At 57.3% G+C, this 16335-nt stretch carries 15 protein-coding genes and 3 pseudogenes; 13 read left to right on the forward strand and 5 right to left on the reverse strand.

Features of this window, described 5'->3' with window-relative positions; genetic code table 11:
* Nucleotides 1-8: 8 nt before the first annotated feature.
* Both LIW51_RS26670 and LIW51_RS26675 read left to right on the forward strand, forming a co-directional pair.
* Nucleotides 9-428: a VOC family protein gene (locus LIW51_RS26670; RefSeq protein ID WP_227378474.1), complete on the forward strand. Its 420-nt coding sequence runs from the start codon at nt 9-11 to the stop codon at nt 426-428.
* A gap of 138 nt (nt 429-566) precedes the next feature.
* Nucleotides 567-662: pseudogene (locus LIW51_RS26675) on the forward strand (IS6 family transposase); the annotation flags it as partial.
* Between the two features lie 34 nt (nt 663-696).
* Here the strand turns inward: LIW51_RS26675 and LIW51_RS26680 are convergent.
* Nucleotides 697-1338 (reverse strand): helix-turn-helix domain-containing protein, encoded by a 642-nt coding sequence (locus tag LIW51_RS26680; protein WP_227378475.1) that lies wholly within the window; start codon nt 1336-1338, stop codon nt 697-699.
* A 218-nt stretch (nt 1339-1556) separates the two neighbouring features.
* On the opposite strand from LIW51_RS26680, the gene LIW51_RS26685 reads away from it, so the two are divergent.
* A complete protein-coding gene (locus tag LIW51_RS26685) occupies nt 1557-2186 on the forward strand; it encodes a dihydrofolate reductase family protein (RefSeq protein ID WP_227378476.1) in 630 nt (209 codons plus the stop codon).
* A gap of 85 nt (nt 2187-2271) precedes the next feature.
* Here the strand turns inward: LIW51_RS26685 and LIW51_RS26690 are convergent.
* Nucleotides 2272-3093 (reverse strand): annotated as a pseudogene (locus LIW51_RS26690) (IS5 family transposase).
* 420 nt (nt 3094-3513) lie between these two features.
* Here LIW51_RS26690 and LIW51_RS26695 point away from each other — a divergent pair.
* From LIW51_RS26695 to LIW51_RS40500, 3 genes and pseudogenes are all read left to right on the forward strand, one after another.
* Complete coding sequence (locus LIW51_RS26695; RefSeq protein ID WP_227378477.1) at nt 3514-3939, forward strand: GlcG/HbpS family heme-binding protein; 426 nt, start codon at nt 3514-3516, stop codon at nt 3937-3939.
* Between the two features lie 393 nt (nt 3940-4332).
* Nucleotides 4333-4815, forward strand: a pseudogene (locus LIW51_RS26700) (alcohol dehydrogenase catalytic domain-containing protein); the annotation flags it as partial.
* Nucleotides 4816-4829: 14 nt separating this feature from the next.
* Nucleotides 4830-5024, forward strand: a complete 195-nt coding sequence (locus LIW51_RS40500; protein ID WP_497007403.1) for a DUF8069 family protein — start codon at nt 4830-4832, stop codon at nt 5022-5024.
* 48 nt (nt 5025-5072) lie between these two features.
* Here the strand turns inward: LIW51_RS40500 and LIW51_RS26705 are convergent, their stop codons facing one another.
* Nucleotides 5073-6212 carry a flavin-containing monooxygenase gene (locus LIW51_RS26705; protein WP_227378478.1) on the reverse strand — a complete coding sequence of 380 codons (1140 nt, stop codon included), beginning with the start codon at nt 6210-6212 and terminating at the stop codon, nt 5073-5075.
* 158 nt (nt 6213-6370) lie between these two features.
* Complete coding sequence (locus tag LIW51_RS26710) at nt 6371-7183, reverse strand: helix-turn-helix transcriptional regulator (RefSeq protein WP_227378479.1); 813 nt, start codon at nt 7181-7183, stop codon at nt 6371-6373.
* Nucleotides 7184-7831: 648 nt separating this feature from the next.
* Between LIW51_RS26710 and LIW51_RS26715 the strand changes: the two genes are divergently transcribed.
* The 6 genes from LIW51_RS26715 to LIW51_RS26740 are packed head-to-tail and all read left to right on the forward strand — an operon-like array spanning nt 7832 to nt 14907.
* On the forward strand, nt 7832-9580 hold the full coding sequence (locus LIW51_RS26715) for an ABC transporter substrate-binding protein (protein WP_227378480.1): 1749 nt from the start codon (nt 7832-7834) through the stop codon (nt 9578-9580).
* Between the two features lie 33 nt (nt 9581-9613).
* Complete coding sequence (locus tag LIW51_RS26720) at nt 9614-10585, forward strand: ABC transporter permease (protein WP_227378481.1); 972 nt, start codon at nt 9614-9616, stop codon at nt 10583-10585.
* Between the two features lie 14 nt (nt 10586-10599).
* A complete protein-coding gene (locus LIW51_RS26725; protein WP_227378482.1) occupies nt 10600-11511 on the forward strand; it encodes an ABC transporter permease in 912 nt (303 codons plus the stop codon).
* Nucleotides 11508-12557 (forward strand): ABC transporter ATP-binding protein, encoded by a 1050-nt coding sequence (locus LIW51_RS26730; protein ID WP_227378483.1) that lies wholly within the window; start codon nt 11508-11510, stop codon nt 12555-12557. Before LIW51_RS26725 ends, LIW51_RS26730 begins: the two co-directional genes overlap by 4 nt.
* Nucleotides 12554-13912, forward strand: a complete 1359-nt coding sequence (locus LIW51_RS26735; protein WP_227378484.1) for an ABC transporter ATP-binding protein — start codon at nt 12554-12556, stop codon at nt 13910-13912. The genes LIW51_RS26730 and LIW51_RS26735 overlap by 4 nt, the downstream gene beginning before the upstream one ends.
* Nucleotides 13909-14907, forward strand: a complete 999-nt coding sequence (locus tag LIW51_RS26740; protein WP_227378485.1) for a tetratricopeptide repeat protein — start codon at nt 13909-13911, stop codon at nt 14905-14907. Before LIW51_RS26735 ends, LIW51_RS26740 begins: the two co-directional genes overlap by 4 nt.
* 242 nt (nt 14908-15149) lie before the next feature.
* Here LIW51_RS26740 and LIW51_RS26745 read toward each other — a convergent pair whose 3' ends face one another.
* Nucleotides 15150-15818, reverse strand: a complete 669-nt coding sequence (locus LIW51_RS26745; protein WP_227378486.1) for a DUF7509 family protein — start codon at nt 15816-15818, stop codon at nt 15150-15152.
* A gap of 111 nt (nt 15819-15929) precedes the next feature.
* Here LIW51_RS26745 and LIW51_RS26750 point away from each other — a divergent pair, with 111 nt between their 5' ends.
* Nucleotides 15930-16322 (forward strand): winged helix-turn-helix domain-containing protein, encoded by a 393-nt coding sequence (locus tag LIW51_RS26750; RefSeq protein WP_227378487.1) that lies wholly within the window; start codon nt 15930-15932, stop codon nt 16320-16322.
* Nucleotides 16323-16335 lie beyond the last annotated feature (13 nt).

The raw sequence follows: 16335 nt of genomic DNA on the forward strand, positions 1-16335 counted from the left end.
TCGTGCCGATGAAATCTCACATTAGGGTGATTACCCTTGGAGTTGCCGATCTGAAGCGTTCGACCCAGTTCTACGAGGACGGCTTGGGGCTACCACTCCAGGGCATATTCGGGAATGATGCTGACGAGAGCACGGTTGCGTTCTTCGACATCAACGATGACATGATCCTTGCCCTCTATCCCAAAGACTGGTTGGCCAATGATGCGAACGTTGAACCCACAGAACGAGGCGGTGCATCCTTCTCTATCGGCCAGACCGTTGAATCCAAGGACGAGGTTGACGAGGTCGTCGAGCAGGCAGCCAACGCCGGTGCGGCAGTCCCGGAACCGCCGCGTGATCGGGTCTGGGGCGGGTACTCGGGATACTTCCGGGATCTCGATGGGCACCTCTGGGAGATCGTCTGGAACCCTGACTTGGTTGAGAATTGACCTGACGCCTAGAGTCCTCTCTGTACACCGTCAGACCTTCGACGGCCCGCGATCAATCGCCCCTTGCGGCCCCTTAGACCGGAGGAAACTGCCCTCCCAGTGTGTGCGAGCGTGTGGTCAGCATCGTGAGTTCAGTGAAGTCATCCCGCTGTGCGCTGGCTCGCTGCCTACAACTCCTACTATAACTATCAGCGGCCAAATCAAGCGCTCAACAACCGCACTCCGGTCGAAAAAGATGACGGATTTTTGACTGGAAATTGCCGAGAAGTCAGTGATCGCTTCCGGAGAGAACTCTCGCTTCGATCTTCTGGAGGTGCTCGCCGACCGTCGCCTGACTCAACTCCAGCGCGTCGGCGACGTCCCGTATCGTCGCGTGCCGTGGGACTTCGTAATAACCTATTTCGACGGCCGCAGTCAAAATTTCGCGCTGGCGTTCGGTGAGCACCGAACTGAGACGGTCTGCGGACCCGTACTCGCTAACTCGCTCGATTTCGATGTCGACGAATTCCGCCAACTGGTTGAGGATTCGTTGAAGCGGCTCGTGCTCTCCGATGAAGGTCACCCGCAGGCGGTCGTCGTCCAGAAATTCTATCGGCATCGTCATGATGACCTCCGATTGTTGCAGTGCTGAGAGAATGCCCGCAAGGGACTCATTCATCTCGCAATGAAGATATATGAGCCCATTTCCTTGTTCGGGAATGTCGTAGTGGAGAACGTCCGGACTTTCGTCGAACACCGCCCGCGCGTGGTCGAGGTCACCGCGTAGCTGGTAGAGCATGACGACTGTCCCATCGGTCAATAGATTGTAATGGTGCAGATACTCGCGTTTTACACGCTCTGAGTCTAACATGTTGAAAACAGAAACGAGTCTACGACCACCTGGGTCTGCGACGACAGTCAGGCGTCTCATGGCCAGCTCCTTAAACGTATAGCTGTCCGTACTCGCAGAGTGGCCTTTCGAAGGACCATCCACCCGCAGGGACGGCTGTCTCGCGTTTCCATGCCACCACACCACAAAAGGGCACGTTGGCCCGTTACTTAAAAACTGCCGAAAGGATTCGGCATCGTCTACATGCTTCGCTCGGTCCTCTATTCACCTGCACCTTAAAGTGGAGGTTGAAACCAACAATGACTGAAAATCATACAGACGAAACAACGAGAAGAGTAGTCGTCAGCGAGTTCCTGTCGCTCGATGGCACCATGCAGGCAGACAAGGACCGTGACGGAGGGTTTAAACACAGCGGCTGGCAGTTACCGTACTTCGACGACGTGTACGCGGACGCGGTCTCGGACGGCCTTTCCTCGTCAGACGCCCTCCTGCTCGGCCGGAAGACCTACGAGGTCTTCGCCGCGTACTGGCCGACGGCGACGGAAGAAGAGGAGTTCGCCGACTTGATGGACAACAGCGACAAGTTCGCCGACTTGATGAACAACATCAACAAGTTCGTCGCCTCAAGGACCTTGGACGAAGTGGAGTGGCAGAATTCGACGTTGCTCGAAGGGGACGCGGCAGAGGCGGTCGCCGAGCTGAAACGACAGACCGGTGGGGACCTCCGGGTCATGGGCAGCGGCGAACTCGTCCAGACACTGATGCAGCACGATCTCGTCGACCAGTACCACCTCATGATTCATCCCTTAATCCTGGGGAGCGGTAAGCGACTCTTCAGGGAGGGAAACAGGCAAACCGATTTGGAACTCCTCGACACGACAACGACCGGGACAGGTGTCGTGATCCTCACGTACCAGGTTGTCAAATGAGACTGAACCGCAGAGGCAGGAACGGTGTTCGATTTCCTGATTTCATGATTGAGCTGCTTGATGAATACAGCCTCTGTACTACCAATTAGAGTGATCGGTCGAGGTTGTGAGTGAGGCAGGTGATGGTGAGTTCTCGAAACTGTTTCCACCAGTGCCGTGAGCGGACAAATGAGCCATACTTACGTTTGAGGCGGGAGTTCACAGTCTCGTTCTGACTGCGCTGGCCATAGAGATCAGCGTCCAGTCGAGCATTCCACGCTTTGTGGAGCGAGGAGAACTCGCGGTATTTGATGAGTGGACGAACATTCTCCTCGCGGGCTAACGCGCGAATTTTCTGGTCATCGTATCCCTTATCTCCGAGGAGAGTCGCCACTTTGTCGGTATTCCGTTTGATGAGTGACGGCGGGATCTGCGAGTCGTGTTTTCTTGTCGTCGTCACGTGCAGATCGAGGATCGCATTCGCTCTCGTATCGACCAACAACGTGACTTTCAACTGCTGGATCGTCAGTTTCGCCCGCTTCGTATAGTGTTTCGAGGCGTGACTGCGGTCGAAACCGGAGGCGTCGATCCCGACGACGCCATTGGTCGGGAGGAGTGTAACCGAGAGATTGAGAAGCACACGCCAGACAGCCATACCGAGCCGGTCGAACACCTTACACAACGTCGAGGGAGTCGGGAGTTCTTCAAGTTCGATGGCGTTCCGAATCCGTGGCATATCGATAAGTTCGTCGAGAAGCATCCGGTACGACGTATTTTTCCGGGCTTTGAGGCAAAGTAGGACGATGTGTTAGTGGAGTGTGTACCGCCGTTTTGAGAACTTCGAGGAGTAGCGAGCGACGGCTCGCCGGGCCAAGTGTATCGCTTGCTCAACGAACCGGAGTAGCCGTGACTTTGGGAAAGCCTGCATCCGATCACACTACCGGTTGTACCTGTAACTATGGAGGGTACTGAAATTGAACGGCGCCTCCAGAATCTGTCCAGGCCGGTCGAGTTCAGCATCCGATCGGGGTTGATTCGGATCTCGTCCCATATTTACAACACTGAAGCTGACATCCAGTACGGAGTTGAGAAACTCGGGGCAATTCTGGAAGACTAGAAACCATTTCGGTGTTCGAGGTTCCCACTCCAAGATGACAGATCATCTGAAGACAAGCATGATTTGCGGCTTCATTTGCAGGACTAGCTGAAGCAATCGGTCTTAGAGGTGATGTACAACCGCCGGTCGAAGCTGCGGGAGTACGTTAACAGTACCACTGATCACGAAAACAAGTCAAATCAATTGGGAGCCAAAATATTCACGTCGATGCAACCGTAATTATTTCCCGGTATGGTACGCTCTGTCAATCTTGACATAGCGAAAGAGTTGATCGATGCGGCTGAACGGAGGGCGGAAGAAATCGACAATCCGATGGTGATCACCGTCGCGAACAGCGAGGGTAACTTGATTGCACAACATCGGATGGACGATGCGTGGTTAGCATCAGTCTCGATTTCGCGGAACAAGGCCTATACGGCTGCTGCACTAGATATGCCGACCCACGAACTTGCCGAATTCTCTGAGCCCGGCAACTCGCTGTACGGGCTCCAGACGACCGACGAAGGTCGTCTGGTCATTTTCGGAGGGGGATATCCATTGCTGGACGAAGATGAGGACGTCGTCGGTGCATTCGGTGTGTCCGGTGGAGCAGTCGAACAGGATATGGAAGTCGCCGAAGCTGGTGTCGACCGATGGACAGAGGTACGGGGTGCGTGACAACCTCCCCGCGCTAAAGCACGGGGCTTCCCACAAGGCCGGTCCTTGGTTCGGTGGTCTCTTCGGGTTCGCACCCCGACAAGGTGCTGGCTATGCCACGTAGCCGGTACTCCTATCGTGTCCGGGAAACGGACGGGACTCGGAGTTATGTGGTTGTTTTGTGTCAGTTGGGTGTCCGAGGGCTTACTTGTTTGATAAGGCAAACACCGAGTCAACTGCTAGTTTTCGGACTGTCAGAATCCGATGAGGTACCATCGAATCGACACCAAGAGAGACGCACGGAGAGCACCGAAGACTTCACCGTACAGTGAAAGTGACCAAAGACGGGCGCTGTCTCCCCGCCCTGAAGGGCGAGGTTTTAGCGCCCTGCACCGCACTACATAACCAATGTCGATGGATGCAGTCGTATATAAAGGTGCACACGAGGTCGCGGTCGAAGAGGTCGATGAACTAGAGATCGAACATCCTAACGATGTCGTCATTGACATCACGACCACGTGTATCTGCGGATCCGACCTCCACATGTACGAGGGACGGACGGCCGCGGAACCGGGGATCATCTTCGGTCATGAGAACATGGGCACTGTTACGGAGGTAGGTGACGCGGTTTCGAGCCTCGAAGAAGGCGACCGCGTCGTCGTCCCATTCAATGTGGCGTGTGGGTTCTGCGAGAATTGCGAGAACGGCTATACCGGCTTCTGTACGAACGTCAACCCCGGCTTCGCCGGCGGTGCGTACGGCTACGTCGCCATGGGCCCGTACAAGAGCGGACAGGCCGAAAAACTCCGCATTCCCTACGCCGACTTCAACTCGCTCAAACTTCCTGAGGGAGACAAACACGAGGACGCGTTCGCGCTGCTTGCAGACATCTTCCCACTAAGTGCAACAGCGTGTGCGACGAGTTTGTCTCACGAACCATTGGCGCGGTTCCTGACCGCGAGCAACTCGAAGCCAAACCGCTCGCTGACGACCGAGAGGCCGCTCACTCGACGGCAGACCTCACGAACGTGACTATCCAGCGTCTCGTCAATGATCTCGTTGAGGGCAGTGGGAGTAAATTCCTTCCGTCGGTGTGTCGGATTTGATGTCACCTCGTGACCGATACGCGCGGTGTATTACGCAGAAAAACTCGACTACGACTGCTGTGGGAGTCCGTCCACCGATCCGGTGTACCTCGGACGAGGCGACTGCTGCCGCGCCGTCGACGTCAGGTGGTCGACGACGTATTCTGCATCCCTACCGACGCCGGTAAACAGCCCCGACGTCATCGCGTACAGGAAGAATAGGCCGACGAAGTACAGTCCCGGCTCGCCCGGGACGACGCCGCGCACGTGGACGGGCTCCTTGGGCTGTTCCTTCCCGTCGAAGATTGGGAGGTCTATCCACGAAAAGTCAGGGCGGAAGCCAGTACACCAGATGACGTTCTCGATGTCGAGGACGTCGTCGTCCCCGACGATGGGGCGACCGACGCGAACGCCGGTTGTTCGAGGCACCCGCTCGACGCCGGCCGCGGCCAAGTCACTCGGCTTTGTGCGCACCAGCTGGATGCCCTGGGACAGCATCTTCGGGCGCTTCCGACGCCCGATGGGCGTCCCCGTCGTGAGTATCCTGTGAAAGAGCATGCGCATCACGAACGGGGCCCCCAGGTGACGGCCGAACCACGAGTCGATGTGGAAGGGCACGTGACCGACGTCCCGGCCCGAGAGCCACGTTGTATGCTCGGAGGCGACGTCGAGGGCGATCTCGGCACCGGAATTGCCCGCCCCGACGACGAGCACGTCCCCGTCCTGGAGCTGATCGGGGTTGCGGTAGTCGCTCGTGTGCAACTGGACGACGTCGTCGGAGAGTTCCGCCGCGAAATCCGGGATCTTCGGGACCTGGTAGCTCGCCATCGCCACCACGACGTTGGCCGCCTCGATCAGCCGGTCGCCCGCGGTGACGAGGAAGCCATCACCGCTCCGTTCCAGCCCGTCCACCCGGACGCCGAGTTCGACGGGTAGGTCGAACCGCTGGGCGTAGGTCTCCAGGTAGTCGGCCACCTCATCCTTCGTGGGGAAAGCGTACGGTGAGCCCGGAAAGTCCATCCCCGGCAGGCTTGAGTAGCGAGCAGGCGTGAACACCCGGAGGGAGTCCCAGCGGGCCCGCCATGCGTCGCCGACGCGGTCGCTCGCATCGAGGATGATGAAGTCCTGGTCGTGCTGCTGCAGGTAGTACCCAGTCGCTAGTCCGGCCTGGCCGCCACCGATAATGACGGTGTCGTGTTGTTCGATCATGTCTTCGTTCCTTGGTAAACGTACGCGCCGGAGGGAAGTAATGATGCCGCGTGCAGGATTTCACGCCTTGAAATCTCGGGTAGGCCGGGTGCCTGCTACGTCAGAGGCTCTCGGCTGATCGGTTTACCACTCCAATGGCGTCGTCGTCGCCAGTGGCGTTACGACGGCGCGCGGGATTCGAAGGCAGCGGGATCTACCGGGGTCGCCTCCGCGCGAACCTGCTCGAAGACCGAAATAGCCCACTCGCGGGCCTCCGGGGCGTCGGTGTCGATGACCGCCACGAGCGCCCCGGTCTCGGCGTCATGGCAGCAGATGCCGGCCCGGTCGTCCACGATGCCGAGGCCGCAGCGGTCGCCGTCGGGGAGGTGATCGTGAACGAGGACGGTCGCGTTCTCGCAGGCGGTGAGCTCCATGATTCGATCCGGGTTCCAGGCGAACATCCCCTTCAGGGCCTCGGGCGTGAACACGTACTCGAACGTCATTCCCTCGAGGACCGCGCCGCAGGCTGTCTCGAGGTTGCTGGACTTGTAGACGATGTTGTCGAACCCGCGCAACGACGAGGTAGACGCAATGAGCTGGCCGAGACGCTCGACGGGCTCGTAGGGGTAACCTGGCCCAGGGTAGGAGACTACCGCGTCGGCGAAGAGGTCGACGGAGAAGCCTGGCATCTCGACCGGCAGCCACTGCCAGACGTCGCGGAGCTTCTCCTCGATCTCCATCGCGTCCCGGAGAGCCAGGAACCGGTCGACGACGTATTCGCCGAGAGGGGTCAGCCTGTACGTTGGGCCGTCCCTTACGAGCCATCTACGCTCTTCGAAGTCGGCGAGCACCCGTCCGACGGTCGGCGAGGAGGCGCCGGTGGCCTCACATAGCTCTCGACGGTCGGTCGATCCGTCGGCCAGCGTCTCGAGGACGCTGACGCGATGGGCCGACGTGGCCAGAAACTGGATGGTATCGATTCCCACAGTCATATGCAGTGTAGGGGGGCGAGGAACTTAGCGTTTCTACCGTGGGGAGAGACAGGCGACTCTACGTTCGAGGGCCTCAGGAAGATCGAGTGGCGTGTCCTCCGTCTGCTTTCCGCCCGCCCCGATGGTGGCGACGCATCTCGGTCGTGGTGCTAACGTGCCAGTCACCACTTGCAACAATCGCGCCCTGTATTCAGCACGCCTCCATCAACACCATTCGTATCTAATATATTGTCCAGTGATAGGTCCGCAGGTTCCACTCCTCGGCCAATTCGCGCTAACTTCATGTGAAAATAGCGACTATGTTAAAAGTTCTATGGCGTCTTCATTACTGCCATTCGACCGTTGAGATAGGGAGAGAGCGAACACTGGTTTGTCGTTCCCAGAAGGGATGGAACGAGTCACAGAAGTCACCGCCCCCATCGTTTACGCTCAACGTTGAGACAGCAGTTGCCTTTCGCGACTGGTTGTTCGTTCGTAATCTTGCACGACAAGAACAATGTGGCGACCCCCCACAGCTCGGTTGATATCCTCCCCGTCCTGCTTGCTCCCTCCTATCTTGGCAATTAAACGCTGAATAGTAACTATCCAATCCTGTTTTGATAGAATGGTCATAATAACTTTTGTACCATACTAACATCCCAATTGTTCATGAGGAATGGTGGACAACAAGAGGAAGAAAAACGGTTCGGCCGACGTTCACTCGATCGACGTTCGTTCCTTCGCGTTACGGGTACCGCCGGCGTTGCTAGTACGACAAGCATGCTCGCTGGCTGTACAGGCCGTTCGGAACCTAATGTTGAGAGCGAGCAAGTAGACGACCAACAGGAAAACACACCGGCCAAACCACAGAACGGGGGGACACTGCGGGTCGCACTCCAATCTGACCCGTGGACTCTCCACCCGCACCTGTTTCAAGACACGTCAAGCTCCCAGCTCGCCGAAAACTACGGTAATACGCTCGTCGATGTCGATCCCGAAGGGAGATTCCTTCCAGATCTCGCGACGAAGGTTCCAAAACCTGAGAACGGCGGTAGAAAGTATGTATTCCCACTCCGAAAGGGTGTCCGATTTCACGGTGATTACGGGGAGATGAAAGCCGATGACGTGGTGGTGAACTTCCAAAAAATCCTCGACGAGAAATACGGTTCGCCCGCTCGTGCCGACTATGAAGGGATCCTCGTCGGCGAGGGCATCGACCCAAAGCAATCGGTGCAGGCGACCGGCGAATATGAGGTGACGTTCAACCTCGCCGAGCCATACTCACCGCTTCTCTACAAGTTGAGCGATCCTCGGACAACGATCGTTCCGCCGGAAGTGATCGAAAAATATGGCAAGGATCTAGGAACGCCGGACGTGGGTATCTGGGCGACGGGTCCGTATCAGTTCGTCGAGGCGTCCCCCAATAGCCAGTACACGTTCGAACGAAATCCAAACTACTTCAAAAAGGACGAGAATGGGCAGCAACTCCCTTATCCCGACCGAGTCGTCTACCGAATCGTTCCGGAATCTTCCGTTACCGCTACGCAGATCAGAACTGGCGGGATTCACATCGCCGAATATCTGGAAGCGAGGGATGTATCCTCGGTCAAGCAGTCTGGCGACGTGAGCGTCAACAGTCGTCCCGGTGCCTCGCAGATCAACCTTTACGTCAACCAGACTACCTTCCCGTCGCTTTCGAAAAAGGAGGTTCGGCAGGCACTCGCCCTCGCGTCGAACAAACAGGCGATCATCCAAACGAAGTTTGACGGTCTCGCTTCTCCGGGCCACAGTATCTTCCCGCCGTGGCACTGGGCGTACGACGAGGGAGCTGTCACCAAGTATGAGTACGATCCCGAGCGGGCGAGATCATTGTTAGAGCAAGCGGGGGAGACCGGGCTTCAATTCACTTGTCAACCGACGAATCAGCCGCTATTCGTCGACACTGCGTCGATCCTGCAGCAGAATCTTAGACAGATCGGCGTCGATATGGAGATTACTCCGAAGGAGAAGTCCGCGGCCTGGGAGCCGGTAATTGAGGCTTGGGATCCAAAAAAGTTCCCTCCGAAAGATCAAGTCGGTCCACCTTCGAATTTCCATGCTCTGCTCGAAGACATCACGTACGCATTCGATGCAGATGGGTATTCGTACATCACCTTCCACACGGATGCGTGGCTGAACGTCTCGTACTACTCGAACGAGCAGGTCGACACGTGGATGGAGAACGCCCGCAAGACGTTGGATCAAAACGAGCAGAAACGGATTTACTCGAAGGTTCAAGGGAAAATTACGGAGGACATCCCACAGATATTCCAGGTGTGGTGGAACGTCAACCAGGGATATCGAAACGAGGTGCAGAACTTCCGCACGTTCCCGACGGGAGAGCTCAATCTCGAAAAAGTGTGGCTCAGACAGGGCTAATCTGAGCCATCGTCTCCGAACTAATCGTTACCAATGGGGATAGGAAATTACGCGGTGAAACGATTGTTGTTGCTCGTTCCAGTGTTACTCGGCATCACGGCTGTCGTGTTCTTGCTCGTGCAACTTACGCCGGGAAGCCCAATTACAGTACTGCTACCGCCGAACGCGCGGACGCCGTCGCAGATTGCTGCACTCCGCAACCGACTCGGTCTTGATCAACCGCTGTACATTCAGTACGTCAAGTGGGTGACAAACGCAGCGCAAGGTGATCTCGGCCGGTCGTACGCCACCCGACAGCCGGTAACAGAAATGATCGTCGACCACCTCTGGCCGACGTTGGAGCTTGCCGCTGTCGCGCTGTTCGTCGCGCTGTTCGTTGCGATACCGGTTGGCATCTTGAGTGCCGTGTACAAGGATACAGCCATCGACCACTTCGGTCGCATCGGAGCATTTCTTGGCATTAGCATGCCGTCGTTCTGGGTCGGCATCATGGCGATCCTCGTGTTTGCGCTGTTCTGGCAGGAGTGGTTCGGATTCCAGGTTATCCCTGCTGGCGGGTACGTCTCGCCGGCAGAGGGGTTCGTTCCGTGGCTTCGCCACATCGTCGCGCCGGGTCTTGTTCTCGGGTTGGGATTCGCGGCACTCACGACCCGGCTCACGCGAGCCGCCATGCTCGAGGTGCTCAACGAGGATTACATCAGGACCGCCCGGTCGAAGGGCGTGAAAGAATCGACCGTCGTACTGGTACATGGATTCAAAAACGCTTTCATCCCTGTGTTGACGGTACTCGGTCTCCAGCTCGGGTTTCTGATAAACGGTTCCGTCGTCATCGAACAGGTATTCCAGTGGCCCGGCATCGGGCAATTACTGTACACCGCAGTCGAGCAACGGGACATGCCACTCATTCAGGGAATCGTTCTCCTGATCGCGATCGTGTTTGTATTCGCGAATCTGGCTGTCGATCTGCTGTACGCGTTCCTCGATCCGAGAATCAAATATGACTGACGGAGTGACATATAATGGCAATTGAAGGACAGACCGCCGAACAAGCAACCCTAACGACCCGGGCAACGAACGTTATCCGTGCGTTGACCGACCTGTACCGCCGACTCGACCGCAGTGCACGTCTGTCGTTCTGGGTAGTCTCAACGATTACGGTAACAGCATTCGCCGCGCCGATCGTCGCGCCGTATAATCCAATCGCTCCTCATTACGACGCCGCACTCCACGGGCCGTCGGCGAGGTTCATACTCGGTACAGACTTGACGGGCCGAGACGTGTTCAGCCGGCTGGTGTACGGCGCTCGTATTTCGCTCTTGGTCGGTATCGGCGCGGTAGCGTTAGCCATGAGCATCGGCGTCCCTCTCGGAAGTGTTGCGGGTTACGTCGGTGGTTGGACCGATGAGGCACTGATGCGACTTACCGATGTAATGATCTCATTCCCGGCACTGGTGCTAGCGCTTGCGTTGGTCGGCGCACTCGGACCAAGCCTGCAGAACGTCATCATCGTCATCGGAGTCGTCTACTCACCGCAGTACGCCCGTCTCATTCGCGGGAGCGTGCTCTCGGTCAAAGAGGAGGAGTACGTCGAGGCCGCGCGCAACACCGGCCTCGGAGATGTCTCCATCCTGTTCAAACATGTCATTCCAAATGCGTTCGCACCCGTACTGGTGCAGGCGACGTTCCACGTAGCGACGGCGATCATCTTCGAGGCGTCATTATCGTTCCTCGGGTTGGGCGTCCAGCCGCCAACGCCAACGTGGGGGGAGATGATCGCGACGGGACGGGATTACCTCCCCGCACAGTGGTGGATCTCTACATTCCCGGGGCTGGCGATCCTCCTCACGGTGCTGTCGTTGAATTTGTTGGGGGACGGCTTGCGCGATGAGTTTGATCCCCGGTCGGCAACGAAAGGAGGGCCCGAAGCATGAGTTACGAAATCGACCGTCTCAAACACGGAGCTCGAAGCGAACCGTACGACGGATCCGAATGGGAGCTGACTCACCGCGGCGAACCACTACTCTCGGTGCGAGATCTCTACACGTGGTTCGACACGGACGAGGGAGTCGTCCGAGCGGCGGACGGCGTTTCGTTCGAGATCCAACCCGGAGAGATTTTGGGGTTGGTCGGCGAGAGCGGGTCGGGCAAGAGCGTGACGAGCCTTTCGCTGATGCGACTGATTCAGCCGCCCGGCTACATCCGCGATGGAGAGGTCTGGTTCGACGGAGAAAATCTCTTAGAAAAGTCAAAATCAGAGATGCGCGAGCTACGGGGCGATCGCATATCGATGATTTTCCAGGAGCCGACGACCGCACTTAACCCGGTGTTCGACATCGGTTGGCAGGTGGGCGAACCGCTCCGCGTCCACCGGGAGTTGAAAGAGAAGGCGTCGCGACAGCGTGCGGTCGAACTAATGCGACGAGTCGGGATTCCAAGCCCGGAAGATCGGGTAGATGATTTCCCGCACCAGTTTTCGGGGGGAATGCGACAACGCGCGATGATCGCGATGGCACTCGCCTGCGAACCTGACCTGCTGATCGCGGATGAGCCCACGACGGCACTCGACGTGACAATCGAAGCCCAGATACTCGAGCTCATTCAGGAACTGAGCCACGAATTGGGAACGGCAGTGCTGCTCATCACGCACGATCTCGGTGTGATCGCCGAAGTCTGTGATCGCGTCGCGGTGATGTACGCCGGGCGGATCGTTGAGTACACCGACGTGCGGACGCTGTTCGAGGGTCCGAGACACCCGTACACCAAAGGACTACTCGACTGCATCCCCGATCCGACGGAAGACAGCCAGACCCTCGCGCCGATCGACGGCGAAGTACCATCCCTAACGGATCCGCCAGCTGGCTGTAATTTCCACCCACGGTGTCCGTACGCGGTCGAAGATTGCGAGCGAATCGATCCACGGCTACGTGAGGTTGACAACGACCACCACAGCGCATGTATTTGGGAGGATCCGCGATGACCGACGAACCTCTGCTTCGCATCGTCAATTTGAAAAAGCACTTTCCGGTATCGTCTTCCCTTCTGACCCGGCTCCGTCCCGATCACGAGACGGAGAACGTTCGCGCCGTCGACGGCGTGGATCTGACCGTCAATGAAGGTGAAACGCTCGGGCTGGTCGGCGAGTCGGGGTGCGGGAAAAGCACGCTCGCGCGGGTGGCGCTTCGCCTCGTAGAACCCACCGACGGTGCTGTTTATTATCGGGACGACGAAGTGACCGCGTACGACGCCCAAGAATTGCGTGAGTTCAGAAGCAAGGCACAGATGATCTATCAGGATCCGTTTGCCTCGCTGAACCCACGGTACACCGTTCGTCGGACGCTAGTTGAACCAATGGCGGTTCACGGAATCGGTGACTCGAAACGGGACCGAGACGAACGTGCCGCAACACTACTTGAACGGGTCGGATTGAGTAGTAGGCATCTCGACCGCCACCCTCACGAATTCTCCGGCGGTCAACGACAGCGGATCGCCATCGCCAGAGCGCTGGCGGTCGAGCCGAGTCTTATCGTCGCTGACGAGCCAGTGAGCGCACTCGACGTGAGCGTGCAGGCCCAAATTCTGAATCTACTTGGACAGATTCGCGAGGAAATGGGACTCTCAATACTTTTCATCTCTCACGACTTGAGCACCGTCCGACGCATCTGTGACCGTATCGCGGTGATGTATCTGGGGGAAATCGTCGAGATCGGCGCGACGCACGCCGTGTTCCACAACCCTGCTCATCCGTACACAGAGTCGCTGCTGTCGAGCATCCCAGTTCCAGATCCCTCGGTTGAACGTAAACGAATCGTCCTCGAAGGAGACGTGCCGACGCCGATTGACCCACCCTCGGGATGCCGGTTCCACCCGCGCTGTCCACGCGTCATCGCCCCCGAAGGTTGGACCGGGACACAAAAAGAGTGGCGTCGGGTCTTTCATTTCAAGAAGTCGGTCGAAAACGGGAGCGTCAATCCAAACGCCGTTCGTCAGCAACTCGAACTGAAACAGGAGAACGTCACCGACTTGGACGTCGTTGAGGAGATATACGAAGAGCACATTACGCAGGCGGCAATCGCGGATCGAGAGACAGTGACGTTATCGGACGACGTGGAGGAAACCGTTCGCTCGGCCATCGCCAGCCTTGTATCCGGTGAACGCGAGCAAGCACTCGATTTGCTCGCGGCTGAATTTACATCCGTCTGTCAAACGGATGTTCCGCGGAAGCTGTCAGTTGCTGACCGACAGATGGTCTTATGCCATCTATATGACCCGCAGCAACCAGGTACGCCAGAACAAGGTGTACAACTGCAATCCGACCTGGATGGAGACAAATGAATACGAACGATCACCAACAGACGACCAGGACGTTCGTCCTTAACGCGCTGAAAGACATCGTGGGGCGCGGCCCCAGCGTGATTACTGATGACCGCTCTGAATCTCTCTTACGAGAGGCTTACGACCGAGCTATCGAGCCGGAACGTCAGGAACTCTTTACTCGACAACTACGATATACAAATGGTGATTCGGCCGTCAACTCGACATTACTGATGACGGTCGTTGACGAAGTACTTGCAGAACTCGTTAATCAGAGCGTATCCATACACCTCAATCACACTGTTTCCGCTTCATTTCGAAAACGCGAAACCGCTCTATACAATTTTATCGTGGCGCATGAACCGGGTGAACTGAAGAACCTCACACTTGGAGCGAAGTCCGCCTCGTACGTTCATGATGGCGCACGCGCGATTCGAGCGAATAATTTCGAGCGCGCGACGAGAAACTTCGAACGAGCTACGGAAGAAAGCGGAGGCGACGACGGCGCGGTCGCATCTCGCGTATTAGCGGCTTACGCGAACCACTTGCGAGGTGCTGATGCTGTAGCTATTGACTACGTCGAGGAAGCACTGCACTTGGACACACGGACGTGGACCGCAAAAGCGGTCGGGCTAGCAGCCGACCACCGGTTTTCGAATCAATTTCGCGAGGGGAAACTTGGAATTCGCGTCTATCTTCGATGGACAGCCGATGTTCCGAGGGAGGGTGAAATGACGGCTACATTCGGTCCTAAAGGAGGTGAGCTTACACCGCTTGTTGGAATGGGTGATTGTATGCCGATAGATCGGCTCCACCCAGAATCGGAACTCCGACTTCGACTCTGCGGGTCTCCAACTAGGTTTCCCTTCCTCCAAAGTTATTATCTCGCTCTCGGGGTGATCGATTTGGAGGTGTGTGAACCGTGGAGCGTTGAGCGAATATTCCTTGATGGGCCAGTTACAGACGGAGTATCTGAAACAATCGAATTCGACGACTGTCACTACGGCTCGAGTTGAGGATGGAGAACAAATTGATAGGAACCGGCTGACGATGGCGGTATGAACGGTCTCAACACAAGATCAAATCGAAAAGTTCCAAGACGAGGCTACGGCAATTTCCGCAGACCTCGCGAAGTCACTCGCCTACTTCGAAGTAGGGCAGGTGCAAAAAGCAGAGAACCATCTCAAGGAACCCAAGGATATCCTCCAGAGTTCCGATGATCGAGTCCTGATCATGGTGAATCTGTCCTTGGCGCGCTTCAGTCTAGGCGGTCGAGCGAACCGTAGAGTTCCTCGTTCTGAATATGGGTGCAGAACTGCGCGCACAACCGACAGCAGTCGGCGGCCTCCGTGAACGTCCGTACGCTCGCGTCCCAGCGTGCATGCACTGCCCCGAGCATCGCACTCCGCACCGACGGTTCGGTCACCACCATCATCCGTCGCGTGCGCTCAGGTGGCGTGACGTCGGCTGCTGGGCCGTCCATGCGATCTCTCGGCAGTAGATCCTCGAGGACGCTCCCGATTTCGATGCCGACGCCGAGATTATCGCCGACCTGTGGCGCGATGAAAATGGTTGCATTGCTCGCGTGCGCGAAGGCGATACTCTGTGTTGCAGCATCCATCTCATCAAGTGGGATTCCCACATCGATTGCGAGGAAGGCGTTGAAGCCGCGGTCACGGAGACAATCACGAGTCTCCTGGAGGAGGCGTAGAACCTCGTTCTCGGCGTACTCACCGCTGGCCTCGTTCCACGTCGCAAATGAAGGCGCGTCGGTCTCGACATCGGCGTCCTCTGGTAGCAGGGCTTCGACGTCGAACGTTCGATAGGGGCCCATCAGATAGACGAGAAACTGCTCGCGTCGAACGTGGGGAAGAGCAACCGAGTCACAGATCGCCTGAGGGAGATTGTCGATAATCCGGTCCCGCATTCGGGTCGTCGATTCGGATAGTGAGTATATAAATCCTGGTGTTCTCAGGAATCATCTAGTAGAGAACGACTAAGTATGTGACGCTACAACCTTCAACCCGAGGCAACCCTAATGGCCGAAACTGACCGCCGCTCTACGGACGAGGTTCGCCAGCCGGAGCCCCCGCTCCCCGAGGAGAGCGGGCTGACGCTCGAGGAGTACCTCGCGATGCAACAAGCGATCGGTCACCCAACGCGGTTTCGCATCCTGCGAACCCTCGTCGCCAACGACGAGCTGAGCGCCGCCGATCTTAAATCGGCGGTCGATGTTGAATCCCACAACTTCCACTACCATCTCGACGAACTGGTCGACGTCGGACTCGTCGACAAGCGCCAGCGACGAACTGCCGATAGCCAGGGCTTCTACACGTACTACCGGCCAACCGCAATGGGGCGTGGCATCCTTGAGCACGGCGTCGAGGAGCTGATGCGCCGCGAACGCGAGTTCAACGACGCCTATTCGTAACGAGGCTTGTGTC

This window comes from Haladaptatus halobius (assembly GCF_020618475.1).
Taxonomy (GTDB): domain Archaea; phylum Halobacteriota; class Halobacteria; order Halobacteriales; family Haladaptataceae; genus Haladaptatus; species Haladaptatus halobius.

What these genes read in the sequence shown, in the direction of transcription:
- LIW51_RS26670 (WP_227378474.1), top strand. Translation starts at nt 9, where the DNA reads ATGAAATCTCACATTAGGGTGATTACCCTTGGAGTTGCCGATCTGAAG.
- LIW51_RS26680 (WP_227378475.1), bottom strand. Translation starts at nt 1,338, where the DNA reads ATGAGACGCCTGACTGTCGTCGCAGACCCAGGTGGTCGTAGACTCGTT.
- LIW51_RS26685 (WP_227378476.1), top strand. Translation starts at nt 1,557, where the DNA reads ATGACTGAAAATCATACAGACGAAACAACGAGAAGAGTAGTCGTCAGC.
- LIW51_RS26695 (WP_227378477.1), top strand. Translation starts at nt 3,514, where the DNA reads ATGGTACGCTCTGTCAATCTTGACATAGCGAAAGAGTTGATCGATGCG.
- LIW51_RS26735 (WP_227378484.1), top strand. Translation starts at nt 12,554, where the DNA reads ATGACCGACGAACCTCTGCTTCGCATCGTCAATTTGAAAAAGCACTTT.
- LIW51_RS26710 (WP_227378479.1), bottom strand. Translation starts at nt 7,183, where the DNA reads ATGACTGTGGGAATCGATACCATCCAGTTTCTGGCCACGTCGGCCCAT.
- LIW51_RS26705 (WP_227378478.1), bottom strand. Translation starts at nt 6,212, where the DNA reads ATGATCGAACAACACGACACCGTCATTATCGGTGGCGGCCAGGCCGGA.
- LIW51_RS26740 (WP_227378485.1), top strand. Translation starts at nt 13,909, where the DNA reads ATGAATACGAACGATCACCAACAGACGACCAGGACGTTCGTCCTTAAC.
- LIW51_RS26745 (WP_227378486.1), bottom strand. Translation starts at nt 15,818, where the DNA reads ATGCGGGACCGGATTATCGACAATCTCCCTCAGGCGATCTGTGACTCG.
- LIW51_RS26750 (WP_227378487.1), top strand. Translation starts at nt 15,930, where the DNA reads ATGGCCGAAACTGACCGCCGCTCTACGGACGAGGTTCGCCAGCCGGAG.
- LIW51_RS26725 (WP_227378482.1), top strand. Translation starts at nt 10,600, where the DNA reads ATGGCAATTGAAGGACAGACCGCCGAACAAGCAACCCTAACGACCCGG.
- LIW51_RS26730 (WP_227378483.1), top strand. Translation starts at nt 11,508, where the DNA reads ATGAGTTACGAAATCGACCGTCTCAAACACGGAGCTCGAAGCGAACCG.
- LIW51_RS26715 (WP_227378480.1), top strand. Translation starts at nt 7,832, where the DNA reads ATGAGGAATGGTGGACAACAAGAGGAAGAAAAACGGTTCGGCCGACGT.
- LIW51_RS26720 (WP_227378481.1), top strand. Translation starts at nt 9,614, where the DNA reads ATGGGGATAGGAAATTACGCGGTGAAACGATTGTTGTTGCTCGTTCCA.